This is a genomic window from Humibacter soli (assembly GCF_054779035.1).
The window spans coordinates 332,792-358,051 of sequence record NZ_BAAGYX010000002.1; the positions used below are offsets into that span (position 1 = coordinate 332,792).

The 25,260-nt window shown below is 67.4% G+C and carries 20 protein-coding genes; 13 read left to right on the plus strand and 7 right to left on the minus strand.

From position 1 onward, the window contains the following. Nucleotides 1–99 precede the first annotated feature (99 nt). A complete protein-coding gene (locus ACYVDN_RS14655; RefSeq protein WP_460572917.1) occupies nt 100–2,334 on the plus strand; it encodes an adenylyl cyclase in 2,235 nt (744 codons plus the stop codon). A gap of 59 nt (nt 2,335–2,393) precedes the next feature. Here ACYVDN_RS14655 and ACYVDN_RS14660 read toward each other — a convergent pair whose 3' ends face one another. Beyond that, a complete protein-coding gene (locus ACYVDN_RS14660; RefSeq protein WP_460572918.1) occupies nt 2,394–3,155 on the minus strand; it encodes a TetR/AcrR family transcriptional regulator in 762 nt (253 codons plus the stop codon). 91 nt (nt 3,156–3,246) lie between these two features. Between ACYVDN_RS14660 and ACYVDN_RS14665 the strand changes: the two genes are divergently transcribed. The 3 genes from ACYVDN_RS14665 (at nt 3,247) to ACYVDN_RS14675 (ending at nt 5,608) form a co-directional block, all read left to right on the plus strand. After that, on the plus strand, nt 3,247–3,555 hold the full coding sequence (locus ACYVDN_RS14665; protein ID WP_460572919.1) for a hypothetical protein: 309 nt from the start codon (nt 3,247–3,249) through the stop codon (nt 3,553–3,555). A 167-nt stretch (nt 3,556–3,722) separates the two neighbouring features. Beyond that, nucleotides 3,723–4,919 carry a DNA polymerase IV gene (dinB, locus tag ACYVDN_RS14670; protein WP_460572920.1) on the plus strand — a complete coding sequence of 399 codons (1,197 nt, stop codon included), beginning with the start codon at nt 3,723–3,725 and terminating at the stop codon, nt 4,917–4,919. A gap of 95 nt (nt 4,920–5,014) precedes the next feature. Next, the gene (locus ACYVDN_RS14675; RefSeq protein ID WP_460572921.1) at nt 5,015–5,608 is read left to right on the plus strand and encodes a GIY-YIG nuclease family protein; all 594 of its coding nucleotides are present in this window, start codon (nt 5,015–5,017) and stop codon (nt 5,606–5,608) included. A gap of 86 nt (nt 5,609–5,694) precedes the next feature. On the opposite strand, the gene ACYVDN_RS14680 is transcribed toward ACYVDN_RS14675, so the two are convergent. Next, nucleotides 5,695–6,576: a zinc-ribbon domain-containing protein gene (locus tag ACYVDN_RS14680; RefSeq protein ID WP_460572922.1), complete on the minus strand. Its 882-nt coding sequence runs from the start codon at nt 6,574–6,576 to the stop codon at nt 5,695–5,697. 255 nt (nt 6,577–6,831) lie between these two features. On the opposite strand from ACYVDN_RS14680, the gene ACYVDN_RS14685 reads away from it, so the two are divergent. Continuing rightward, on the plus strand, nt 6,832–8,139 hold the full coding sequence (locus tag ACYVDN_RS14685) for a hypothetical protein (protein WP_460572923.1): 1,308 nt from the start codon (nt 6,832–6,834) through the stop codon (nt 8,137–8,139). Here the strand turns inward: ACYVDN_RS14685 and ACYVDN_RS14690 are convergent. Then, on the minus strand, nt 8,124–8,495 hold the full coding sequence (locus tag ACYVDN_RS14690; RefSeq protein WP_460572924.1) for a VOC family protein: 372 nt from the start codon (nt 8,493–8,495) through the stop codon (nt 8,124–8,126). The two genes, ACYVDN_RS14685 and ACYVDN_RS14690, sit on opposite strands and share 16 nt — an antisense overlap. 76 nt (nt 8,496–8,571) lie before the next feature. On the opposite strand from ACYVDN_RS14690, the gene ACYVDN_RS14695 reads away from it, so the two are divergent. From ACYVDN_RS14695 to ACYVDN_RS14710, 4 genes are all read left to right on the plus strand, one after another. After that, entirely contained in the window at nt 8,572–9,030 is a 459-nt protein-coding gene (locus ACYVDN_RS14695) for a MarR family winged helix-turn-helix transcriptional regulator (protein ID WP_460572925.1), read from the plus strand. Between the two features lie 224 nt (nt 9,031–9,254). Beyond that, nucleotides 9,255–10,310, plus strand: coding sequence for an aldo/keto reductase (locus ACYVDN_RS14700; protein WP_460572926.1), 1,056 nt, complete (start codon nt 9,255–9,257; stop codon nt 10,308–10,310). A 116-nt stretch (nt 10,311–10,426) separates the two neighbouring features. Beyond that, complete coding sequence (locus ACYVDN_RS14705) at nt 10,427–10,993, plus strand: PadR family transcriptional regulator (RefSeq protein ID WP_460572927.1); 567 nt, start codon at nt 10,427–10,429, stop codon at nt 10,991–10,993. A 3-nt stretch (nt 10,994–10,996) separates the two neighbouring features. After that, nucleotides 10,997–12,724 (plus strand): ABC1 kinase family protein, encoded by a 1,728-nt coding sequence (locus ACYVDN_RS14710; RefSeq protein ID WP_460572928.1) that lies wholly within the window; start codon nt 10,997–10,999, stop codon nt 12,722–12,724. A 207-nt stretch (nt 12,725–12,931) separates the two neighbouring features. Here ACYVDN_RS14710 and ACYVDN_RS14715 read toward each other — a convergent pair whose 3' ends face one another. Continuing rightward, nucleotides 12,932–14,176 (minus strand): DNA polymerase domain-containing protein, encoded by a 1,245-nt coding sequence (locus ACYVDN_RS14715; RefSeq protein WP_460572929.1) that lies wholly within the window; start codon nt 14,174–14,176, stop codon nt 12,932–12,934. A gap of 177 nt (nt 14,177–14,353) precedes the next feature. Here ACYVDN_RS14715 and ACYVDN_RS14720 point away from each other — a divergent pair, with 177 nt between their 5' ends. Next, nucleotides 14,354–15,187, plus strand: coding sequence for a MerR family transcriptional regulator (locus ACYVDN_RS14720; protein WP_460572930.1), 834 nt, complete (start codon nt 14,354–14,356; stop codon nt 15,185–15,187). Between the two features lie 41 nt (nt 15,188–15,228). On the opposite strand, the gene ACYVDN_RS14725 is transcribed toward ACYVDN_RS14720, so the two are convergent. Then, nucleotides 15,229–15,621 carry a VOC family protein gene (locus ACYVDN_RS14725; protein WP_460572931.1) on the minus strand — a complete coding sequence of 131 codons (393 nt, stop codon included), beginning with the start codon at nt 15,619–15,621 and terminating at the stop codon, nt 15,229–15,231. Between the two features lie 75 nt (nt 15,622–15,696). Further along, nucleotides 15,697–16,098 (minus strand): RidA family protein, encoded by a 402-nt coding sequence (locus ACYVDN_RS14730; protein WP_460572932.1) that lies wholly within the window; start codon nt 16,096–16,098, stop codon nt 15,697–15,699. A gap of 116 nt (nt 16,099–16,214) precedes the next feature. On the opposite strand from ACYVDN_RS14730, the gene ACYVDN_RS14735 reads away from it, so the two are divergent. After that, a complete protein-coding gene (locus ACYVDN_RS14735; protein ID WP_460572933.1) occupies nt 16,215–16,673 on the plus strand; it encodes a hypothetical protein in 459 nt (152 codons plus the stop codon). On the opposite strand, the gene ACYVDN_RS14740 is transcribed toward ACYVDN_RS14735, so the two are convergent. Then, complete coding sequence (locus ACYVDN_RS14740) at nt 16,636–17,946, minus strand: glycosyltransferase (RefSeq protein ID WP_460572934.1); 1,311 nt, start codon at nt 17,944–17,946, stop codon at nt 16,636–16,638. The genes ACYVDN_RS14735 and ACYVDN_RS14740 overlap by 38 nt on opposite strands. Before the next feature lie 75 nt (nt 17,947–18,021). Between ACYVDN_RS14740 and ACYVDN_RS14745 the strand changes: the two genes are divergently transcribed. Continuing rightward, complete coding sequence (locus ACYVDN_RS14745; protein ID WP_460572935.1) at nt 18,022–18,672, plus strand: TetR/AcrR family transcriptional regulator; 651 nt, start codon at nt 18,022–18,024, stop codon at nt 18,670–18,672. Between the two features lie 411 nt (nt 18,673–19,083). After that, nucleotides 19,084–25,197, plus strand: coding sequence for a DUF7507 domain-containing protein (locus ACYVDN_RS14750; RefSeq protein ID WP_460572936.1), 6,114 nt, complete (start codon nt 19,084–19,086; stop codon nt 25,195–25,197). The last annotated feature ends 63 nt before the right edge of the window (nt 25,198–25,260 follow it).

Genomic DNA, 25,260 nt, shown 5'->3' on the forward strand with positions numbered 1-25,260 from the left:
ACAGGTCAGTAAGTGGAGTCATCCCACTGACCCATCGTCCGCATCCGGCAGCGTCGCCGTGGAGCGAACCGCGACGGCGCCCGTTCGAAGGAGAACCGCATGAGCCGCACACCATCGGTCGGTCGTCTCGCGAAGGGGGTGACCCTGTTCGCATCGTCGGCCCTCGCGGTCGGCGCACTCGGAGTGCTGACGGCCGCACCGGCATCCGCTGACACCCCGTCCGGTTCGACGGCAGGATGCCAGCCCGACGCGTCGTACACCGCCCCGACGGCGCCGGACTTCGGCCCGAACGTCGTCATCGTCGACCCCGGCATGACCACCGCCCAGATCAATGCGAAGCTCGCCGCCGTCTCGAACGAAGACGAGTTCTCATCGAACCGGCACCAGGTGTACTTCCTGCCCGGAACCTACGGATGCGGCACGAACACGACGAACTCCGGCCCGAACGCTGCCACCGACATCGTGAACGCGAACGTCGGCTTCTACGAGTCGGTCGCCGGCCTCGGCGCCTCGCCGACCGACGTGACGATCAACGGTGCGCTCCACGTGGATGCGGTGCAGTCCAGCGCCACCGAGCCCTGGAACTCGCCGAGCCCCGGGTCGCTCGACAACTTCTGGCGGTCCTTGAGCAACGTGAAGATCAACCCCATTCAGGAGCCGGTGGGCGAGGACGCCTCGCGCCAGTTCCCCGAGGGCATCGCCGATCCGAACACCATGCGCTGGTCGGTTTCGCAGGCGGCGCCCCTGCGCCGAGTCGACATCGCGGGCAACCTCACCCTGATGGGCCGCTTCGACGCCTACGCGAGCGGTGGATTCCTCGCCGACTCGACCGTTGACGGACTCGTCACCAGCGGATCGCAGCAGCAGTGGTACACCGAGAACGGCTCGATCGGGTCGTGGTCGAACGGTGTGTGGAACCAGGTGTTCTCCGGCGTGTCCGGTGCTCCGAGCGACGCGGGGTATCCGAGCCCGCCCTACACCACGCTGCCCACGACGCCGGAGAGCCGCCAGGCTCCGTTCCTCTATGTCGACGGCGGCAAATACAAGGTGTTCGTGCCGAACGCGAAGCAGGGTGCATCGGGAGTCGACTGGTCAACGGATGCCTCGGCCGGGACATCTCTGCCGATGAGCTCCTTCTACATCGCACACCCCGGTGACTCTGCCGCCACGATCAACTCGAAGCTGGCATCCGGCAAGAATCTCGTCATCACGCCGGGCATCTACAATCTCGACCGCGCACTGCAGGTGAAGCGGGCCGACACCGTGATCCTGGGTCAGGGCGAGGCGACGCTGCGGCCGACGAACGGCAACGCCGCCATCGAGGTCGGCGACGTCAAGGGTGTGAAGATCGCGGGCCTCACGATCGACGCGGGCGCGGTCACGAGCAACGTGCTCGTGCAGGTGGGTCCGACGGATGCCCGGGTCAGTGACCCGACCGATCCGACGACCCTGAGTGACGTGTTCGTGCGCATCGGCGGGGCGCAGCCGGGCAGTGTGAACACCGCGATCGTCGTGAACAGCAGCAACGTGCTGCTCGACGACATCTGGTCGGGGCGGGCCGACCACGGCACCGGCGTCGGCTGGACGCAGAACACCGCACAACACGGCCTGGTCGTCAATGGTGACGAGGTGGAGGCGAACGGCCTCTTCGTGGAGCACTACCAGCAGGCGCAGACGGTGTGGAACGGCAACGACGGCACGACGGTCTTCTACCAGAGCGAGTTGCCGTACGACCCGCCGACCCAGTCGGCGTGGATGGACGGCGGTCGTGACGGCTACGCGTCGTATCAGGTGGCGAACGGCGTCACCAGCCATCACGCATACGGGCTCGGCATCTACTCCTTCTTCGACCCCACCCGTGAGGCGGGGGGAACCGATCAGAACGTGTTCGCAGAATCCGCGATCCAGTCACCAGTGAACCCGAACGTCGCGTTCCACCACGTCGTCACGCAGTTCCTCAACGGAGGCGGCGGCATCACCCACGAGGTGAACAACGCAGGCAACACCGTCTCGGCGACATCGCCCACGGGGTCGACCGCCTTCCTCGTCGACTACCCGGCGCCGGGAACCCCGAGGACCGGCGTCTCGTTCGCCACGCCGGGGGCATCCGTGAACGGCGCCGGCTTCTACAAGGGAGGTTCGCTGGCGCTGACGGTGTCGGCCACCGGGGACACCTCGGCCCGGCTCTCGGCCAGTGTGGACGGCGGCGCCCCGGCTGCGGTCACCGGCCCGATCCACCTCGGCAAGGGCTCGCACACCGTCTCGGTCGTGGCGACGGATGCCGCAGGCTATGTCGAAGCCGTCGCCTCCTGGAGCGGCAAGGTGGTCGGCTGAGCTTGTCGCGGTAGCCACCGCACCGCAGAGAGGGCTCGCGCGTGAGCGGGGGCCCTCTCTCACTCCCGCTCAGCCAGCAGTGCCTCCGCGATCGCGCGAGCGTTCGGGGCCGAAGTGCCGGATGCGAGTCGGTCCATGATCTCGTTTAGCACCGTCTCGACGGTGCCCGGCATGTCCACGGCATCCGGTTCGAGCAGCCACTGCACCTGCAGGCCGTCCATGACGGCGATCAACGCGTTGGCGGCCCGGACGAGCTCGCCGTCGGCCACGTCGTCCCGCGCGAACTCGCGCAGCACGCCGACCAGCTTCGCGCGCAGGGCCGCCATGCGTCCGCGGAAATACTCCTGCGCCGGATGCCCCTCGGTCACCGACTCTGCCGACAGCACCGCGTAGGCCTGCACCACGCCGCGCCGCTGTGTGTTGGCGTCGACGGTGTCGAGGATGTGTCCGACGAACGCGGGTCCCTCGACCTGGTCGCGCGCGGCGACGCCGTCCACCTCATCGCCGTCGCGATACTGCAGCACGGCGATGAGCAGCTTCTCCTTGCTGCCGAAGTGGTGCAGCACGCCGGCGTGGGTCATCCCTGCGCGTTCTGCGACTTCGGTGAGCGCAGCCTTGTTGTAGCCACGCGATCCGAAGACGGTCATCGCCGCCTCGAGCACGGCCTCGCGGCGCGCCTCGGTGCGGGCGCGGGGTGCAGACCGGCGAGGCTGCTTCGCCGGGGGCGCATCGTCATTCGCCGCAGTCGCCATGCCGAACACTCCCTTTTTCGCCGAACGCTCGCTATTCTGTACTTTACTTACTGACTTGTCAGTAAGCATCCCTGGGACTCGAGTCCCCACCATTGTGAAGCACGAGGCGACACTGCCCTGCCATCCGATCTGGGGAACGCAGGCCACAGGAAGGGCGACCATGGACTTGACGACAGTCGTCGCGATCGACGCGAGCTACGACGCTGGAGCCGCGCAGTGGAACGTCGAGTTCCATGCGAAAGACGGTGAGCGCGTGCTGTTCCTGGTCGACTTCGACCACGCCGACGCGCGTTCGGCACGCGACCTCGACTGGGTGACGTCTCTGCTCAGGCTCCTCGGCCTGAGACTCACCCCCGGCTGCACCTGGCGATCGGATGCCCCTGGCCACTGGACCGTGCCCGTGCGGCCGGCGATCTCCGCCGCGCCACACCGCGCATCGCGCCTCCGCACGCACGCTGAGCTCGTGTAAGCCGTCGCGGTCGCGACCAACGCCGCACCGCGGAGTGGACCCGACTCGTAGACCGGACCGCCGGTCACCTTCGTCGCCTGAGTTCCCCACAGGTTCGACGTCCCCGGCGCTTTTGTCGGTGATGCCTGTCATGATTCGTAGATACGTTCGAGTCACGGGAGGCTGGAATGCGGGGCGAAGCGACGGTGCTGCACGCCGATCTGGACGCGTTCTACGCCTCGGTCGAGCAGCGTGACGCGCCGAAGTTGCGCGGGCGCCCGGTCATCGTCGGCGGTGGAGTCGTGCTTGCGGCGAGCTATGAGGCGAAGGCTCGCGGGGTGCGCACGGCGATGGGTGGCCGCCAGGCGCGCGACCTCTGTCCGGATGCGATCGTCGTTCCTCCGCGCATGGATGCCTACTCTGCGGCCAGCAAAGACGTGTTCGCGATCTTCCGAGACACCACGCCTCTCGTCGAAGGGCTCTCCATCGACGAGGCGTTCCTCGAGGTGGGCGGCCTGAGACGCATCGCGGGCACGCCGGAGCAGATCGCGGTGCGATTGCGAGAGCGAGTTCGTGCGGAGGTGGGGCTCGCCATCTCGGTCGGCGTGGCGCGCACCAAGTTCCTCGCCAAGGTCGCCAGCGCAGTGAGCAAGCCCGACGGGCTTCTCGTGGTCGAACCCGAACGCGAGAAGGAGTTTCTGCTCCCACTCCCGGTGGAACGGCTCTGGGGAGTCGGTACGGTGACCGCGGAGAAGCTGCATCGCATGGGCATCCGTACCGTCGGTCAGCTGGCCGAGTTGGAGGAGTCGACCGCCCAGCGAGCCCTCGGCAAGGCGGTCGGTACTCACCTGCACGCGTTGGCAAGGCTTCGGGACCCCCGGCCCGTCGACACCACCCGCAGACGGGGATCGATCGGATCGCAGCGTGCGCTGGGGACCAAGGCGAGGTCGGCCGAGGAACTCGGATTGATCCTCACCCAGATCGTGGATCGGCTCGCCCGCCGGCTTCGCGACAAGAACCGGATGTGCCGCACGGTCGTTCTGCGCCTGCGCTATGGCGACTTCGCCAAGGCGAGCAGGTCGCGCACGCTGCGCTCGCCGACGGATCACACCGCTGTGCTGCTCACGGTCGCGCAGGGACTGCTCGCCGTCGCCCAACCCGTGATCGCTGAGCGCGGCATCACCCTGATCGGCATTTCCTTCTCGCAGCTCGGCAACGCAGACAGCGTGCAGCCGGAGCTGCCGATCGACTGGGGCGACGGGTCCCGCCTCGACGCGGTCGTCGACGCCGTGCGCGACCGGTTCGGTGCGACCTCGGTGTCGAGGGCCGCGCATCTCGGTCGCGATCCCGGGCTGTCAGCGCCGCTGCTGCCCGAGCACGAGTGATCGTCGGATGCCGGCCACACGAGTAAGGGTCGGAAGTCGCTACACGAGGATGGGTCGGAAGTCGCCACCACGAGTAAGGGTCGGAGGCCGTTGTCATGCTGGTCGGAACAGGGGTCAAGAGAGAGGGCCGCGAGATGCACGAGCCATCGGAGTGCGTCGTTCCGGACTGCTCCGCCGCCGTCGCTGCAGGTGCCCCGATCCCGGTCTGCACCCACCACCTTGCTGTCGGCGCCGACTGGGTCGCCCAGGAGTACGGGGCCGAAGATGTGCTGCCGACCCCGTGTCCGGCATGCGGGGCGCGGGTGGGCATCCGGTATCCGTCGGGGTGGGTGTGCGCCGTGTGCGAGTGGGTCTACGGCACCAGCCCCGACGACGATCTGCCGCTGCCGCGAGTGGACGTCGTGTACTACATCCGCTTCGACGACCGCATGAAGATCGGCACGTCGAGCAACCTGCGGCAGCGCATGTCGCAACTCTGGCACCACGAGCTCGTCGCGCTGGAGCGAGGCACCCGCACGCGCGAGCACGCGCGTCACGCGCAGTTCGCCGAGTGGCGGCTCGGCACCAGCGAATGGTTCCAGCTGTCGCCGGAGCTCGCGGAGCACGTCGAAGCGCTGCGCGCCGGGGTGGATGACCCGTGGGAGCTCTACGCGCGGTGGGTCAGCGAGGCTGTCGCGCGGCGCGCGTGAGGAGGCATCGCCTGCGTTCGGTGTGCCTGAGGGTCGGCTTTCGCGGCCTGATCCGGCGCCGCCCTCGCGTCGGCGCCGCCCTTGCGTCAGCGTAGGTAGGCGTCGACGAACAGCGAGCCGCGAATGGTGCGGAGCTCGTCGATGATCCGCTCGTACGTCTTCTTCGTGACGCCGGACGCGACGACGTCGTGTGGTCCGAGCGTGGGAAGGCGGCCGGTGCGGATGCGCACCACTTCCCATCCGGCGGAGCGCACGGCACGATCCTTGCGCTCGTCGGCTTGCTGTCGCTTGCCGACGTGTTCGAGCCCGTGCCGTCCGGTGCTGTCGTACTCGAGCGCGACCTGAAGCTCGGTCAGCAGGATGTCGGGCCACACCTCGAGGTGGTCGAAGAACGGCCGCGCGATGCGGATGGCGTTGAGTCCCGTCGTCAGGTTGAGCCGGGACTCCAGACCTGCCCGGAGTTCAGCCTCGACCGCCGACGCGGGCTTCGGCGCGCAGACGCTGAGGAAGGGGGATCCCGGCGGCAGGTCGGGCGTCTTGTCGCAGATGCGGCGGGGCGGCCGGGGTGGCCGCGAGGGACGGGGCGGTCGTGCGAGAACCGGCGTCGTCGCGGAGGCGTGACCCTGCTCATCCCGAACCACGCTCACCCGTGGATTCGGACGCGAGAGCGCCAGCCGCGTGCACTCGGGGCACCACGCCGATCGCCGACGCTGCTGCCCAGGGCGCTCACGCTGCTCTGCCGGTGTCGCGACGAAGATGTGCCCAGCCTCGCACTGCCACTGCAGCAGCACCTCAGCTGCGGGCGGAATCTGCGACAGGGTGAAACCGCGATTCAGATCTGGGTGGTATTGCCTGATCAAGGCGGGGAAAGAAGCCCATGCCTCTCGGTAGGTGCCGACCGGATATGGCACATCGGTGCCGCGCGAGAACTGCTGCCTCGCCCACCACTGCTCCACCGGTTCCGCCACACCGGCACCCTAAGCGCGACCGGTGACAGTGGCGCACGAGCACACGAACGCAGCGGCATCCGTTGACGGAATCGGGCTGCCGAGGTCACCGAGAGGGCATAAAGTTAAGCGTCCCCCAAACTGGGGGCGATGACACCGCTTCGAGGGACAGGGTTCCCTCTCGGCAGATGAAAAGCTAGCTGACAGCAGGTGCGCGGCGACGACGCTGTTCACGTTCGGATTCACGCCTCGCCCTGATGTTTTCAGTTGGGGGAGATGTTGAACGAAGCCGCATCCGTGCGCGCCGCCACGCGAGAGAAGCGATGGGATGACCTCGCGCGGCTCAGCGACCAGTACTTCGGCAGGGTGAGCCTGACGGAGCCGGATGCCTGGGTTGACGCCTTCGCAGCAGTGCCGCCCGAATGGTTCGATGAGTACCCGCGGCAGCGCTACCTGCTAGCCCTTCATGAGTTCTTCGGCGGCTCAGACGCCGTCAGGGACAGCGTCACCGTGAGCGGAGCACGACAGTGGCTTCAGGCGCAGGATGATCCACCGACCCACGATCTGCTTGTCGACGCCTTGTTCCGGCTGCGGGTGCTCGTCATGCTCGGGCGGACCGACGAAGGCGTGGCCCTCGCCGACGACATGATTCTGATGGTTGAGGAGTCGAGAGAGTCGATCAACTTCGACGACGTGCTGCCGATCATCTACATCCCCGTCGGAGTGCAGTACCTGCTCGCAGGTGAGCTCAACAAGGCGATCGCGGCGTTCACCGAATCGGAGAGATGGGCCCGGGTCGGCGACCCTCACCCAGCTGCGCCGTACGCCCGCAACTTCCGGGCGATTGCCTACGCGCTGGCCGGGCAGTATCGGCATGCGTCCGAGATCATGAGTCCGGGGGCAGGGCATCGCACGTGGCCGAAGGGCACACTCGGGCATCTCTTTGAGAACGCGTCGATCCTGCTGCCGGCCGTGCTCGCTCTCGGGCGGCTGGACCACAAGGCGGCCGCAGAGGGGATCGACCGCATCGATGCCGACGCCGAAAACGACGACCTGTGGTGGCTCGCCGTCATGGTCCGAGCCAGGTTCGCCCTCTTCTTCGGTGGCGACGCGCAGCGCGAGCAAGCCGTGAGCGTCGTCACCGGCTCTCTCGCTGCTCATCGACCACTGGCGGGCCCTGGCACATTGGCACTCACGAAGCTTTCCGCCGTTTTAGCCGACCTGCAGCAGTCGATCGGAGACCTCCGCGGCGCCGAGCAGACCCTGAGCACCCCGGGCGTCGACCATCGCCACCTGGCGGCGCGCACATCGCTGGCGCGACTCCGAGGCGATGCAGCCATGCTTCAGGACCCCGGTCCCGCACGCCACGCTCGGCATCCGATCATCGACGTCTTCTGGGCCAACCAAGAGCATCGCGCCGGCAACCGGAGTGAATTCGCTGCCGCCGTGGATCGCGCAGCGCGCGGCATCCGACAGAGACACCACCTGTCGGTGCTCACCGAAGCCGACCCCGAGGTGCGCGAGGCGATCAACGAGCTCCTCGAGCCTCGGGACGGAGAGAACGCCCCTCACGCCTTCGAGTGAATCGTGATCACGTACCCGTCAGGGTCGCGGAACGAGAACTGCAGTCCGAACGGCCCCTCGCTGGGCTCCTGGACGATCGCGACACCCGCGTTCACGAGCCGCGTGTGCAGGCCGGCGGCATCCTCGTTGTGGAACCAGATGCCGACACCCGCTCCGAGCGTGCCGATCGAGTCGAGGTCGACACCGGGGAACGGGTCGCGCACCGCGAAGGCGACGCCGCCCGCCGAGAACACGGCTGCGGCAGGGTTCGGTACCGGCAGTCGTGTGAGTCCTACGGTGTGCTCGTAGAAGCGGGCGGATGCCTCGCGGTCACGCACCTGGAGTGAGACGAAATCGGGTCCTGCTGTCGTGGACATGAGATGTCCTTCCTTCGATTGATCAACTGTATGTCAATACTCTGACACTGAATTTGCCATGTGTCAAACTATTGACATGAAGTATGCGGAAACCCAGCCCACCGCGGAACAGCTCGGCGTTCTCGTGAAGGAGACGCAGGCGATCCTCCATCAGCGCATGGACGAGGTGCTGCGGCCGCTCGGGCTCAGCGTTCCGCAGTATGCGTGCCTCCAAGCCCTCTCTGATACGCCTGGCGCGACCGGATCGGAGTTGGCGCGGCGGGCGTTCGTCTCGCGGCAGTCGATGAACGTCCTTCTCCAGGGGCTGGAGAAACGGCGGCTCATCGAGCGCTCAGCGGACCCTGGTCCACGACGCGAACGTGGCACCGTGCTGACCCCGGCTGCGTCAGTGCTGCTCGGCGAGGCATCCGCGGCTGTCTCTGAAGTCGCGTCGACGATGACCGGCGAGCTCGGCGCTCCCCAGCTCGCCGAGCTTCACGCCCTCCTGAGCTCGTGCCGAGACGCCCTGCGCGCGGCCGGCCCTGTCGCCGGTTGAGGAGCTCGTGGCGTAGCCGCGTGCGTCTCGAAACCGCGCCCCGCTGGGCAACGGTTTCGAGACGCGCGCCTGCGGCGCACTCCTCAACCGACGATAGGGGGGACGCGCGCCGGCGGCGCACTCCTCAACCGGCGACAGGGGACGCGCACCGGCGTCCCGCTCCTCGACCAGCGGGAGCGCGACCGCCTGCGAGAAAGCGGGGGGATCTTCCTAAGCTCTGGTACATGGACTATCGAAACCTGGGAGCCTCTGGTCTCCGTATCTCGACGCTCACCCTCGGAACGATGGGGTACGGAGGAAGGGGCTGGGCGACATCGGTCGGAACCCTCGATGTGTCCGATGCCCGCCGTCAGCTCGATCTGGCTCACGAGGCGGGCGTGAACACGGTCGACACAGCGGACGTCTACTCGTTCGGCTTGAGCGAGGAGATCCTGGGTGAGGCTCTCGGCTCGAAGCGCGACGACTGGATCGTGGCCACGAAGGTGCGCATGGGCATGGGGGACGGGCCGAACGAGGCCGGAGCGAGTCGCCACCACATCATCCAGAGCGCCGACGACAGCCTGCGGCGCTTGAGGACCGATCACATCGATCTGTACCAACTGCACGAGTGGGACGGAATCACCCCGCTCGAGGAGACCTGGGCGGCCCTCGACCACCTCGTGAAGTCCGGCAAGGTTCGCTACGTCGGCATCTCCAACTACACCGGCTGGCAGACAGTCAAGGCGATGTGGGCGGCGGAGAAGGGCGGCTTCGCCAAGCCCATCGCCACACAGGTGCACTACTCCCCGCAGACCAGGGACATCGAGAACGAGGTCATTCCGGCGGCGATGGACCAGGGTCTGGGCATCCTGGTCTGGAGCCCGCTCGCCGGCGGACTCCTCTCCGGAAAGTACCGTCGAGGCGAGGAAGCGCCCGAGGGAAGTCGTCGTTTCCAGGGATGGACCGAACCCCCTGTGTACGACGAAGACCTGCTGTACAACCTCATCGAGTTGCTCGTCGAGATCGGTGACGGTCACGGGGTCTCCGCCGCCCAGGTCGCGCTGGCGTGGACCCTCGGGCGTCCGCAGGTGACGTCACTCATCATCGCCGGCCGCACGGATGACCAGCTGAAGGACAACCTCGCGGCGGCGGACCTCTCGCTGAGCGACGAGGAACGAAAGCTGATCGACGACCTGACGCTGCCGGACCTGCGCTACCCGTACTGGCACCAGCGCAACACGTCGACGGATCGGATGTCGGCAGCAGATCTTTCGCTGATCGGTCAGTATCTCGCGGAGTGATCCTCCATCGAACTCGCGGGTGATCCCTCGTCGAATACGGTGACAAAGCGCGCCCAACGATATATCGTGATGCATCGTCAGGACTATCAAGGTCCCTGAGGTCAAGGAGGCGCGTCATGAGTGGTGCATTCACGGGCGGGGGCTTTGGAGCCCGCGGTTTCGAGGGCGGCCGGGGTGCCGGTCCGAACCTGGGGGAGGTCATCGACCAGTTCCGCTCGATGTTCGAGCAGCGCGTCGCACCCCGGATGGCTCGCGGAGACGTGCGCGCAGCCATCCTGACGCTGCTCGCCGAGAAGCCGATGCACGGCTACCAGCTGATCGCCGAGATCGAGCAGCGAAGCGGTGGCGCGTGGAAGCCGAGCGCAGGTTCGGTCTACCCGACGTTGCAGCTCCTCTCCGACGAGGGCCTGATCACCGCTGAGGCCGCCGACGGTCGTAAGACCTATTCGCTGACGGACGAGGGCAGGGCCGAAGCGGATGCCGCTGCCGATCGCTCGGCGCCGTGGGAGTCATCCGCTCAGGGTGACCCGCTCGGCGTCGGTCCGCTGCCCAAGGCGGGATTCGCTCTGGCGCAGGCTGCGGCACAGGTGAAGCGCATCGGTACTCCCGAGCAGGTGGACGAGGCTGTTGCCGTGCTCGATGAGGCACGCCGCAAGCTCTACACCATCCTCGCTCAGGACTGAGGGATGCCGTCTGCGGCGGGCTCGGCCTCAGCGGAATCAGACCCTGAGGCCGGTGACACCCGTGCGCGCTATCGCCGGATCATCCGATTCGCGCTGCGCTACCTGGTGCAGACCTGGTGGTTCGAGATCGCGCTGCCGAACATCGGGCTGGAGCGCGTTTCGGCGCGCGGCCGCGCGGCTCGGCTGACCAGGATCGCCCAGCGCTTCCACGGACTCGCCATCGAGCTGGGCGGCCTCATGATCAAGGTCGGTCAGTTCCTGTCGTCACGGCTCGATGTCTTGCCGCCCGAGATCACCGCTGAGCTCGCCGGGCTGCAAGACGAGGTACCGCCGGCATCGTTCGACTCGATCCGACGCCTCGCCGAAGCCGAGCTCGGGGTGTCGCTCGAGCAGGCGTTCTCCTGGTTCGAAGACACGCCGGTGGCCGCTGCATCCCTCGGGCAGGCGCACCGTGCTCGCCTGGCCCACCGGGATGCCGCCGACAACGGCTTCGAAGAAGTCGTCGTGAAGGTGCAGAGGCCGGGCATCCACGCCATCGTCGACGTCGACCTCGCCGCACTGCGCCGGGTGGCCGGATGGCTCAGGCACCTTCGAATCGTCTCGGATCACGTCGACACCCGCGCGCTGGTCGCCGAGTTCGCGAAGACCAGCCTCGAGGAGATCGACTACCTGCACGAGGCAGCGGGGGCCGAGCGCTTCGCCGCCATGTTCGCGGACGACAAGCGCGTGGCGGTTCCGGCTGTGGTGTGGGAGCGCACCTCGCGCCGCGTGCTCACGCTGTCGGATGTCGCAGCGATCAAGATCAACGACGTCGACGGTCTGCGCGCGGCAGGCATCGACCCTTCCGAGGTCGCCTCGGTGTTCGCCGAGGTGATGTTCGAGCAGCTCTTCGGGCACGGGTACTTCCACGCCGACCCCCACCCGGGGAACGTCTTCGTGACGCCCAGAGTCGGCTCCGACGACACCTCCCTTCCTGCCTGGCAGCTCACGTTCATCGACTTCGGCATGATGGGCGAGGTCACCGACGAGCTGCGCAACGGGCTTCGGCGGCTGCTCATCGCTGTGGCGGCACGCGACGGGCGGGGACTCGTGGCGAGCATCCAGGATGTCGGCATTCTGCTCCCCACCTCCGACACTGCCGAACTCGAGCGGGCCATGTCGCAGCTCTTCGAACGCTTCGGCGGCATGGGCTTCGCCCAGCTGCGCAAGGTGGACCAGCGTGAGTTCCGCGACTTCGGCCGGGAGTTCGGCTCTGTGGTGCGGTCGTTGCCGCTGCAGCTTCCCGAGGACTTCTTGTTGGTCATCCGCTCGATGTCCCTGACCTCGGGCGTGTGCAGCTCGCTCGACCCCGAGTTCAACATGTGGGACGCGATCGAGCCCTACGCGTCGCGACTGCTTCGCGAGGAGAGCGGCAATGTCGTCGCCTCGACCCTAAGGGAGGTCGTCTCACTCGCGGGGATCGCTCTGCGTCTGCCCGGCCGCATCGATGCGCTCATCACGAGCGTCAACGAGGGAACGGTCGCCGTCACGACGCCGCCGATCGAACGTCGACTGGGACGTCTGGAGCGGCTGATCCGCCGCGCGATCGGTGCCGTGCTGTTCGCGGGCTTCCTCATCGGAGGCGTGCTGCTGCTGCCCTACGTGCTGCCTCTCGGCATCGTGCTGATGTGCGTCTCCGCAGTCCCTCTCGTCTACGCCGCCTTCGGCGGCGGCGGCGCGCGCGGGCGCTGACCCCGTCGCCCTCCTTCCCTCCCGCCGCCGGTTGAGGAGCTCGCGAAGCGCGCGTCTCGAAACCCGCCCTGCCGCTGTTCCAGGTTTCGAGACGTGTTCTGGGAACCGAGGCAGCACAGCTGCCTCGGCGCTGGCGTCGCGGCGAAGGCCCACCGGGCCTTCGCTTTCAGCTCCAGCGCGCTCCTCAACCAGCAGTAGCGGGAGGCGCTACTCGACCGACTGTCCGGGCCACTGCCTGCCTTGCCACGGGTCGTAGTCGGCGATCAGGGCCTCCTGGGCGGGGCGCTCCGCCTCGTCCACGTGCTGCAGGTTGACACGCACGCGGTACCAGAGGGAGCTCGAGCCGCGCATGCCGTCGACGAGTTCGTCCGCGGGATGCAGACGGGCGGCGGCATCCGGATGCCCCGCCTTCCACTGCTCGAGAGCCGCGACGGCCTCGGGCTTCGTCTTCGTGCGGGCGATCTCGATGAGCGGCATCGTCGACACACGGCGCCCAGATCCGTCATCCGATCGCGGTGGCTTCTCGGCGGGACCGAGCTTCTCGGCGAGCTCGAGCAGCCCTTGGAGCGAGCCGATGACATCGTCGATGCCGTCGTGCGGATCGCCCAGTTCGGCGAACCGGCGCAGCACGGTCGGAACGGTGAACTCGTCTGGCCGGCGTGACCGCACCTCGTCCCAGTCCACGGGCGTGGAAACCCGGGCGTCGGGCAGGGGACGCACCGAGTAGGCGGATGCCACCGTGCGGTCCTTCGCGTTCTGGTTGAAGTCGACGAACACGCTCTCGCCGCGCTCCTCCTTCCACCATCGGGCGGTCGCGAGTCCCGGCGCGCGGTTCTCCACCTCGCGGGCGAGAGTCTCGGCAGCGAGGCGCACGTCGGTGAACGTCCACTGCGGCGCGATGCGCACCAGGATGTGCAGCCCACGCGAGCCGCTCGTCTTCGGCCAGCCGACCAGGCCCTGGTCATCCAGAACCTCGCGCACCACGAAGGCGACATCGACGATCTGCGACCAGTCGACGCCGGGCATCGGATCGAGATCGACCCTCAGCTCGTCGGGATGATCGAGGTCTTCGGCCCGAACGGCGTGCGGGTTGAGGTCGAGGCATCCGAGGTTCGAGACCCAGGCGAGGCCGGCGGCGTTGCGCAGCACGGCCTCCTCGGCAGAGGTGCCGCGCGCGTAGCGCAGTGTGGCGGTGTCGATGTAGTCGGGATGTCCGTCCGGGACCCGCTTCTGGAAGAAGGGCTCCTGCGTGAGTCCCTTCACGAACCGCTTGAGCACCATCGGACGCCCGCCGGCACCCCGCAGCGCCCCGCCGGCGACGGCGACGTAGTAGTTCGCGAGATCGAGTTTGGTCAGCCCTGGGTCAGGGAACACGATCTTGTCGGGATGCGAGATGCGCACCTCGTGCCCGTCGACCTCGAGGAACGCCTCCGACTTCGATGACGCGGCCATGTCGCCACGGTATCCGCGCGGCCCCGCCCGCGCCAGGGCGCACCCCGCGTGCCCAACCGCCGTTTCAAAGTCAAATACTGCGAACCAGCACGCCGACGTTCGCATCTTTTGACGTCGAAACGGGGGTTGGATGCACAGGCTTGACTCTCACACGGTGTGAGGTGACAACCTGATGCCATGTCCGACACCCGGTACCTCTCGATCGGAGAGTTCTCCGCAAGGGCGCGCCTGAGCATCCGCATGCTCCGTCACTACGACGAGCGGGGACTGCTCACGCCCGCGGAGATTGACGCGCAGACCGGATATCGCCGGTACACCGCCGATCAGCTCGATCGGGCAGCGCTCATCAGGCGGCTGCGCGACGTGGGGTTCACGGTGTCCGCCATCGCCGCCGTTCTCGCCGCGCGGGGATCCGATGCCTACCATCAAGCGCTGCTGCTGCAGCGCGAGACGCTGGCGTCCGACCTTCGCGTCGCGCAGGGACGGCTCACCCTCATCGACCACCTCATCAGAAGTCAAGGAGACATCATGAACGACATCACCGTTTCCCGCGCCACCGTTCCCGCCATGACCGTGGTCTCGCTGCGTGGCACCGTGCCCACCTACTCCGACGAAGGCCAGCTCTGGGCCAGGATGATGCCCGAGATCGCCGCGCAAGGTATCACGCCCATCGGCCCGGGCGGCGTGATCGAGCACGACGGCGAGTATCGCGAGAGCGATGTGGACGAGTCGATCTGGCTCCCCGTCGCTCCCGGAACAACGGTCAATGCGCCGCTTTCGGTGACCGACCTGCCTGAGCGCGAGACGGTCGTCGCCCGGGTCGTCGGTCCTTACTCGCTGATCACCGAGGCGCACACCCGCATCGACGAGTTCGCGCGATCGGAGGGCATTGAGTTCGCGAATGCGAACGAACAGTCGATCGAGCGCGACAACTTCAACGTGTACCTCACGATGCCGGGAGAGGTTCCGGACGACCAGCACGTCACCGAGGTGCACATGGTAATCGGCTGACCTCGGCATCAGGCGTCGGCGCCCCGCCGGTGCCCGATGCGTCACGCTGGACTGACCAGCTGGATGAGATTGCCGCAGGTGTCGTCGAGCACCGTGGTCTTCACGGGGCCGGCGACGCCGGGCGCCTGCACGAATACCACGCCACGTTCGGTCAGTTCGCGATGCGCGACGTCGACGTCATCCACCGCGAAGGACGCGGCAGGGATGCCCTGCTCGACGAGCGCTCGGGTATAGGCCTGCGAGGCAGGGTTGGCGTCGGGCTCGAGCAGCAGCTCGACGCCGTCCGGGTCATCCGCGCCGACGACGGTCAGCCATCGATACTCACCGACGGGCACGTCGGTCTTGGCCACGAATCCCAGCTTCTCCGTGTAGAACGCCAGAGCCTTCGCCTGGTCATCCACGAAGACGCTCGTCACATACAGCCGTGCCTTCATCGGTCCGCTCCTCCTTAGGCAGTCCTTGTCCGAGCCTTCTGACGCGGCCGACGCGTGTCGCCGACACGCGAGATGTCAACGCATGAGCGCTGCCACCGCACTGATCTCCACCAGGGCGCCAGGAACCCCGAGGCCCGCGACGCGGGCAGCAGTCACCAAAGGTGGCTCATCCGCCGCAAGGTCTCGGGCGATCGCCCCGTAGGCAGCGTTCAGGTCGACGCCTTCGACGAGCAGCACGGTCCATTGCACGACATCGCCGACGGTCGCGCCCACGGCATTCAACGCGGTGATCGCGTTGGCGAGGGCGCGCGTCGCCTGCGCGGCCACGTCATCCACACCGATCAGCGCACCCGATTCGTCGACCGCGTTCTGACCGCCGACATAGATAGTGGTGGCGCCGGGCGGGATGACCGCGACATGGCTGAACGCGGGGCTCACGACGAGTCCTTCGGGGCGGAGGCGCTGAATGGAGGTCATGTTCGAGGGTTGCATGAACCTCCGACAGGCGGAAGGCGTCCCGGTCGATCCCGATCGGGTCTCGGATGAATCGGCACGACTCGGTCATCCACTCGTCGCGTCGATAGCCTGGAGTCATGCACACCCTGCCTGGGTCACGTGGTCTCCGTATCGCGCTCGCCGCCGTGGCATGGTTCAACCTCGTCTCGGCGCTCGTCGGCATGATCGGCCTTACGATCGGCGGCGGTCTCGGCATTCCAACGGAATGGATCGAGGGCAGCGTCTTCTCGTCCTACCTCTGGCCGGGGATCATTCTCGGGCTCGTCGTCGGCGGCACCCAGGCACTCGCGCTCGTCGCCCAATACGGTCGATTCCGGCTCGCGCCCGGCGTGCACGCCGCTGCGGGGATGACCATGATGATCTGGATCTTCGCGGAGATCGCCATCGTGCTCGTCTGGTCGCCGCTGCATGGCGTCTACTTCGTATCGGGCCTGGTGCAGACGGTGTTGGCGGTGCTCGTTCTCGGTGCCTGGCCGCGCCCCTTCTTCGGGCGAGTCCCTACTGCTGCTCCCGCGACACCACCGGCGCCCCGCTGACGAGCCCATCGACGATCGACGCGAGGTACGGCATCCCGCCCGCCTCGCGCATGCTGCCCGCCATCCGTTGCGCCGCGTCGCGGTACCGAGAGTCAGCGAGCACCGTGCGGATCGCCTTGCCGACCGCAGCGGGCGACGGGGTCTCCGTGTTGATGCGGCGGCCGACGCCCGACCAGGCGATGCGGCCCGCGACCTCGGGCTTGTCCTCTTGGCCGCTGCTGGTGACGATCGGGATGCCGTAGCGCAGTGCGTACTGAACGCCGCCGTATCCGCCGTTGGTCACGAACACATCCGTCTTCGGCAGCAGCTCGTCGTAGGGCAGATATTCGGCGGCGCGGGCGTTGGCCGGCAACGGCGGCAACGTCTCGAGCGGGCGCCCACCGGTCGAGGCAACGACCAGTACGTCATCCTCGGCAAGCGCCTCGAGCGTCGGCCCGATGATCTGCCGGTAGTCCTTGTTCGCGATGGTGCCCTGAGTGACATGGATGACGGGCCGCGAGCCATCCAGCTCGTCCCACCACTCCGGCAAGGGTGCGTGCGAGCCGGTCGCCGAGATCGGACCGGCGAAGTGCAGCGTGCCAGGTCCGTCGGAGCGCGGATACTCGAACTCCGGCACCGTGAACTGGATGATCGCCTCGGCGTACCGCGGCCAGTCGAACAGCAGAAAGGGCAGCGGAGAACCGTGCAGCTCGCGGTTGATCTCGTCGCCCAGCGCTATCGGTCTGGGATATACCGTGCGAGCCGCGACCGTGGCGAGTATCGAGTTGCGCGCGCGTCCGACCGGGCCCGCGAGCGGAATCAGACCCATGCCGTACGGTGCAACGTCGCGACTGGAGAGAGTGAGAGGGATGACCCCGCACACCACGATCGGCGGCCGCACTCCAACGGGGTGGCCGAGCAGAAACGTGCCGCCTGCGAAAGCCGTGTCGGTGAGCACCACATCTGCGGGGGCATCCCGGTGCGCGGCCACGACGCCCTGATACTGGGCGCGTCCTGGGGCCACGATGAGGTGCTCGAGGTCGAACGAAATCGCCTTCGCGCCCTTCAGCCCGGCGCGCTCGGGGTAGACCGTCTGCCAGTCCTGCCGGTCGTCGAAGTCCGCCTCGGCCGGCAACGGAATGTGCTCGGCGCCCGTCGCCTCGACGACCCGGGCGAAGCGCGACCCGGTGATGAACCGCACTCGGTCGCCGCGCTCGGCGAAGTGCTGTGCAACGGGGAGGAGCGGCGTGACGTGCCCGTGGATGGGAACGGTCGCGATGATGACGGATGACATGTGCCTGCCCCTCCAGCGGCATCTCGTAGTATTGGATGCCAGGCGACAGTATTCACCGATATGGAACCGTAGTCAATGACCGATACCCCAACGCGCGCTTACCGTTCGGAGCTCAGACAGCGCCAGGCCACCGAGACCCGGCACCGCGTCGTGGAGGCGGCCGTCGAGGTGTTCAGTGCCGAAGGCTACGCGTCCGCGACACTCGCGAAGATCGCGTCCCGAGCGGGTGTCGCGATCGAGACTGTGCAGAAGCAGGGCTCGAAGGCCGACCTGCTGCGCGCCGCGAGCGAGTACTCGTCGTTCGGGGTAGAGGGATCCCGCGACATCCTCGAGCTCGACGTCGGCAAGGCGCTACTCGCCCTCGACTCCGTCGAGCAGGTGCCGGACTTCGCTGCTGCAGCACTCTCCAGCATCAACAGCCGAGGTGCCGGGCTGTGGGTCGCGTTGACCAGTGGCGCTAACGGCGACGCCGAGTTGGCTCGATACCGGGCTGAGGTGCTCGCAGGCATCAGGGAGCAGGATGCTCGCGTCTTGGGCATCCTGTCCGATCAAGGGTGGCTCCGCACCGACATCGAGTTCGACGACGTGCTCGAGACGTTCTGCGTGTTCTCGAGCGTCGAGAGCTACCTGCGATTCGTGCGGCACGACGGCAAGTCGCTCGACGATTACAAGGTCTTCATCGCGCGGATGATGCGGGAGACGATCCTCGCCGTAGAGCGTCCGTGACCGACTACCCGCCCACCATCGCCGCAGCGGTGGACCACGAGCTGGTGGTCAAGAAGTCGCGTTTCCTGGACGACCGATGCTCGAGGTGCTGCGCCGCCGCGGGCTGACCGATGTCGCGGTCATCCCAACACGACGAGGTCGCGCGCGCATGGCCCATTCGGTGCACATGTCAGGCAGGGCCCACGCGTAGGCCGACCCGCTCTGAGAGGCCGCACAGATATAGCGCGAATCACATGATGACCCCCGAACTCGACCGCCGATAGCGTCTAGGCGCGGCAATGCCCATGCTGGCTGCCGCAGTTTCGGGTTTCGGGGTTTCAGGTCGGTTGGACGTGTGACGCTTCTGCGTCTCACGCGCTCCGTCGTGGATGACCGCGCCCGCGCGCGAAGTCTGACGGAATGGGGATCCCGATGAGCGGCAGTACGCGAGAAGACCGACACGTCGAGCCGCGGCGTAGAACGCCGAAGTGGTTCGCCGCGCTGGTGGCGATCCCGCTCATCCTGCTCTCGATCTTCGGCGCGGGGCTTCCGGCCAACGCCGCCGGTGCCGCGCAGGTGCTGGTGAACGTGACGGCGGTCGACGCCACGACGGGCGCGCCGATCACGAACCTGGCGGCAGCGACCTCGCTCGGGGTCTCGTCGAAGATCGCGTACCGCGTGGACTTCTCGTGCGTGGCGGCCGACTGCACGAACGCCGCTGTGAAGTTCGACCCGACGCAGTTGGACCCGAACCACGACTTCTATCGGCTGTTGACGCAGTCCGGGTTCATCCCACCCCTTTCCGGCGGGACGATCAGCGGATCCGCCGCAGCGGGCTACACGGTGTCGCTGGGCAACCTTGCCGCAGGGCAGTCCGGTCAGTTCACCGTCGAGTACTCGACCAACCCCGCCGGCTGTGGCGACTGGAACGTCGGGCGGGATGGCGAGAAGACCAACTGCGCGGTCTCGAACTTTCCCACCGGCTTCCCCATCACGCAGACGGTGAGAGGGAACGCCGACACCGCGAGCGGCGAGCAGACCTCGACCACTGATCCGGTGACGTGGCAGATCAACACCCCGACCCCCGGGGTCACCTACACCGACATGGTCGACCCGAACGGGCGCACCGTGCCTCAGGGCGGTGTTCTCGTGACAGACATGCCGTACAAGTTCAACGTCGGATTCGGCAGCGGTTGTGTGACCGCGCGGGTCACGGCCTATCTCGTCGTTGACCCCAATGGCACGGTGTGTGCCAGCGACTTCACTGTCACCCAGCAGTTGCCGCCGGGCGCCGAGCTGGTGTCGGTGACCGCCGGCCCGGTGAACGGCAAGCCGGTGCCGCAGCCGGTGGTCACCGGTGACGTGTCGACCGGGCTCATCCTGACCTGGCCCGCGCCGGATTGGACATCGACGGGGAACACCGCCGCGATCGGATGGGGCGCGACCAACGGCTACAACAGCGGTACAGCGGGCGTTCCGCGTACCGTCACCATCGAGTTCCCGAAAGCGAACCTCGCTCCTCCAGGGCAGACCTGCAACTACGACGCCCACACCGACGGACCGAGCGCAAGCGCCTCAGTGACCTACATCAGCATGCCGGGAACGGCGGGCGATGTGAAGACCGCTGCGAAGGGCCCAGGCGTCGGCTATACGGTGCGCTGCACCGACCCGTTCCCCAAGGCAGTGATGGACCCGAAGACCTCCACGTTCGACGGCTCGCATCGCATCAACAACAACCTGTCTCCCGTCACGATCCCGGCGCCCGGTGGCGAGAACGACAAGGAATGGGACGTCACGGTCGCCAACCAGGCGAACGTGCCCGGCGTCGCGGTAGTCACCGACGACACCCTGGACCAGGCCGACGCACCTGTGTACGAGATCGTGGCCCCGACGGGCTCGACCATCGCCTGGACCGCGACCAACGGCACGACAACCCAGTCGGGCACGTCGACCGGCACGGCGGATGCCCCTGATGGTTACCGCTTCGTGACCTCGACGGTGACGTCGCCACCGCTCGCCGGGCCGAACCTGCTGCCGACCGACACGCAACGGACCAACTACTCGGTCCGCTATCTGTACAAGGTGAGCTCGGATGCCCAACCCGGCGGCGAGCGCACCAACACGGCGAACGCGGTGATGACCTACCCCGACTATCCGCAACTGGACCACGTTCCACTAGGCCCGGTCAGTCACACCATCCAGTTCGAGGCTCCGTTCACCGGTGGCTCCATGGACAAGACGGTGCACGACAACTCCGTCAACGCGACCGTCACCACGTTGGGCATCCCTGCGAGCGGGCAGAACCGCGGCTTCTGGTGGGTCGACGTGTACAACACCGGCAACACCCCTGCTGTCCCCGTGGTCACCGATCTCGACCTGGATCAGGGTCCGACCATGCCCGTGTATGAGATCGGCATGCGGTTCGACGCGAGCGGAACCGCGACCCCGACCTCGGTGCCCGCCTGGACGGGCACGATCAGCTACACCCTTGACGACGGCACAAAAGGCACGGCACAGAACGACTTCACGGCCCCGGCCGGTCGCCGCGTCGTGGCCGCGACCGTGACGGGCGACGAGATCCCGGGCGGACGTGCCTACGCGGGCGCAACGGACAAGAACCGCTTCTTCGTGCTGTTCTACATGCACATCAACCCCGACGCGATCCCGAACTCCGTGCACACGAACACCGCCAGCGCGGAACTCCAGTACCCGAACTACGACCTGCCGACGCTCGACCTCGGCAGCGACACCGCTCAGGTCACCCTGCTCGGCCCGAATCCCACCATCACGGCGTCGATGGGAACTCCGACCATCGCAGGCGGCGCGACCCAGGCGACCCCGACCACCAATGTGACCTTCACGCTGGGCGGATCGACGTCGAGCGTGGCCGCCAACCGAGATCTGACGCCGGAGTACATCTTCATGGCGCCGGCCAACTGGAACATCACGCCCGGTTCGGCGTCGTTCCCGGCCGGGTCTGTGCCACCGGGAGTGAGCTATCAGTACAAGACCGTCTCCGTCGGCGGTGTCGACCGACAGGTGGTGGTCGCGTCCTGGCCGGATGGCACGGTGTTCGGTGAGAACAAGACCCTGCCTGTGATGTCGATCGTCGCGCGGCCGGGACCCAACGCCGCCGCCGGTTCGAGCGGCGTGCCGCGTGGGTTCATCGGCAACAGCAACAGCGTCGAACCCGGCGACATCTTCACGCATCCTTTCACCGACGCACCCGACCTCGATGGTGACGGAAACACAGCAGAGACCTTCAGCGAGGCCCCCGCGATAGCGGGTGTGCCGGTCGCCGCGGTGGGCGCGATGCAGGTGCTCAAGGAGATCTGCCTGCCCGACACCAGTCAGGACGACGGATGTCGCTGGTATGCCGACCCGAACAACCAGGTCGGTGTTCCGCCGAACTCGACAAGCATCAAGTACCGGCTGACCGTGACCAACACCGGAAACACCACGCTCTCCGATGTCGTCGGGTACGACATCCTCCCCTACATCGGAGACACGGGCACGAGCGCCGCCACCGCGAATGACCCTCGTGGGTCGACGATGAACGAGACCGTCGAGACGATCACGACCCCGACCAACGGTGCAACCACGACGTTCTCGACCAGCACTCAGCCCTGCCGTCCCGAGGTCGACGCCAACGTTCCAGGCTGTGCGGATGACCGGAACTCGACCTCTGCGGGCGCTCAGGCCATCCGGGTGTCGAAGGCCGGCAACCTCTCGGCCGGCGCATCGTTCTCGCTGCAGTACACGGCAGCCGTCAACGATTCACCCGGGTTCGGCGCGGTCGGGTGCAACTCGTTCGCGGTGAAGGCGACCGGACTCTCCACCGTGTCGGAGCCGGCGCCGGTCTGTGCCTCGATCGAGGAGACCGACCTGCAGATCGTCGCGGGCACCCCTCAGCTGCAGGAGGGCCGGCCGGGCATTCTGCCGTGGACGGTGACCAACAACGGCGGTGCGCCGTCCACCATCGGGGAGGTCGTTCTGCATGACATCCCTGCCGGCATCGAAGTGACCTCGTTCACTCCCGACGGCTGGACCTGCACGGCTACCGATGCCGACGGCAACCCCGTCTACGGCACAGCGGTCGGACCGGCCACCCTGTCATGCACCTCGAACGACCCGTTGCTGCTGGGTGTTCCTGTCCCGCTGAACATCCCGGTCATCGCCACCACGATGGCGCCGCTGAACATCGTCGCAGACGTGCAGGGTCAGATGTTCGACCCGATCCTCAGCAACAACGAGGACAGCATGCAGGTCGACGCCCTTGCCGCCGCCGGGGACATCGGCGTCACGAAGGATGACGGTGTCACGACGGCGTCCCCAGGAGATCGCCTGACCTACACGGTGACCGTGACCAACCCGCTCGACTTCGAGACGCTCGCGGGGGCGACACTTACCGACCTGCTGCCAGACGGGGTCGTGTTCGTGTCCGCTTCCGACGGGGGCGCCGATTCGGGTGGTGTCGTGACGTGGGCGCTTCCGGACATCTCCGGTGCCGACACGGTGACCCGAACGGTGACCGTGGAGGTGGAGTCGACCGTCGCTACGGCCAGGCTGACGAACACCGCACGGGTGTCCGCGCCCGACCCGGCCAACGCGGACGCGACCATGACCGGCTCGGCGACCGACATCGACACCGTGCAGACCAGCCCGGCGATCACGCTGGTGAAGGGATCGACCGAGGCCACGTATGGCGCGGTCGGCGACACGATCCACTACACCTTCCAAGCCACCAACACCGGTGACGTGACTCTCAGCGATGTCACGATCTCCGACCCGCTGCCTGGACTCTCCGCCGTCACCTACACCTGGCCGGGCGCCACAGGAGTGCTTGCTCCGGGAGGCGTCGTCACCGCGACGGCGACTTACACGATCACGCAGGCCGATATCGACGCCACCCGTGTCGACAACACGGCCACTGTCGTCGGCGATCCGCCGACCGGCGATCCGGTCTCCGACGATGACGGCCACAGCGTCACCAGCACCGCGGTGCCGCACGTGAGTCTGACGAAGACCGCCTCGGTCGAAGTGGCGCACAGTGTCGGCGACGTCATCGGCTACTCGTTCACGATCGTGAACGACGGTGCGATCACCCTGAACTCGGTGACGCTCACCGATGCCCTGCCCGGTCTGTCGGGAACCACCATCACCTGGCCGGGGGCTCCGGGGGTGCTCGCACCGGGGCAGCAGGCGACCGCGACCGCGTCGTACGCCGTGACGCAGCAGGATGTCGACGCCGGACAGGTGCTTAACACGGCGACTACGACAGGGCAGACCCCGCTCGGGATGCAGGTGAGCGACGACGACAGCGCGATCGTGACCATCCCACCTGCGCCATCGATCTCGTTGGTCAAGGACGGCGCCTATGCAGCGGGGACCAGTGGACGCGTCGGGCAGACGCTGGAGTACTCGTTCACCGCCACGAACACCGGCAACACCACCCTGACCGGGGTGACGATCGTCGACCCGTTGCCCGGACTGTCGAGCATCACCTATACCTGGCCAGGCACGGTCGGGGTGCTCGCGCCCGGACAGGTCGTGACGGCGACCGCCACCTACACGGTGACCCAGGTCGATGTCGACGGTCTCGCAGGGGTGACGAACACTGCCACCGTGACTGGTACGCCGCCGTCCGGCGACGACGTGACCGACCAGGACAGCGTTCACCTGGACACGCCGGCCAAGACGGGCATCCAGATCGCGAAGACCGGTGCGCTGGCATCCACCAAGAACCCGCCGGTTGCCGGCGATGAGGTCGACTACACCTTCGCGGTGACCAACCTCGGCGACCTCACCCTGCACGACGTAACGATCGCCGATCCGATGTCAGGCCTGTCGTCGATCACGTACGACTGGCCGGGCGCGGACGGAGTGCTCGGAGCGGGCCAGGTGGTGACCGGAGTCGCGCACTACGAGCTGAAGCAGGCCGATATCGACGCCGGGAGTGTGGCCAACACGGCGACGACGACCGGGGTGCCGTCGGCGGGCGACTCGGTGACGGATGACGACACCGCGACCGTCGTGCTGCCGGCCGCTCCCGCGCTGGTGCTCGTCAAGACGGCAACCCACAAGGGCAGCCCCGTCTGGGCCGAGGGTGATCTGGTGACCTACCAGTTCGAGCTCACGAACGCCGGGAACGTCACCGAGACCGGTGTGACGATCAGCGATCCGATGCCGGGCCTCTCCGCGATCACCTACACGTGGCCTGGTGATGCCGGCGTGCTTGCCCCTGGCGAGGAGGTCGACGCCACGGCGACGTACCACCTCACGTCGAGTGATGTGCTGCACGCGAAGCTGACCAATGCGGCGACCGCGCAGTCCGACCAGGGTGTGAACGCGGAGGACAGCGTCACGCTGACCGACCCGCCGGCGGACCCGCCAGCCGCGTCGTCCCCCGGTCAAGGCGGCCAGGACGGACTGGCTGACACCGGCAGCGACATCCAGCCTTCGTTCCTGGTGGCCATCGTGCTGCTCGGCGTGGGCGGTGTCCTGACGGTGCTCTACGCGATGCGTCGCCGCAAGCGCGACAGCTAGCGGCGAGCAGCCAAGGCGCCGAGGGACCGGCAGAGATCGGTCTCTCGGCGCGCTTCGCCGTCG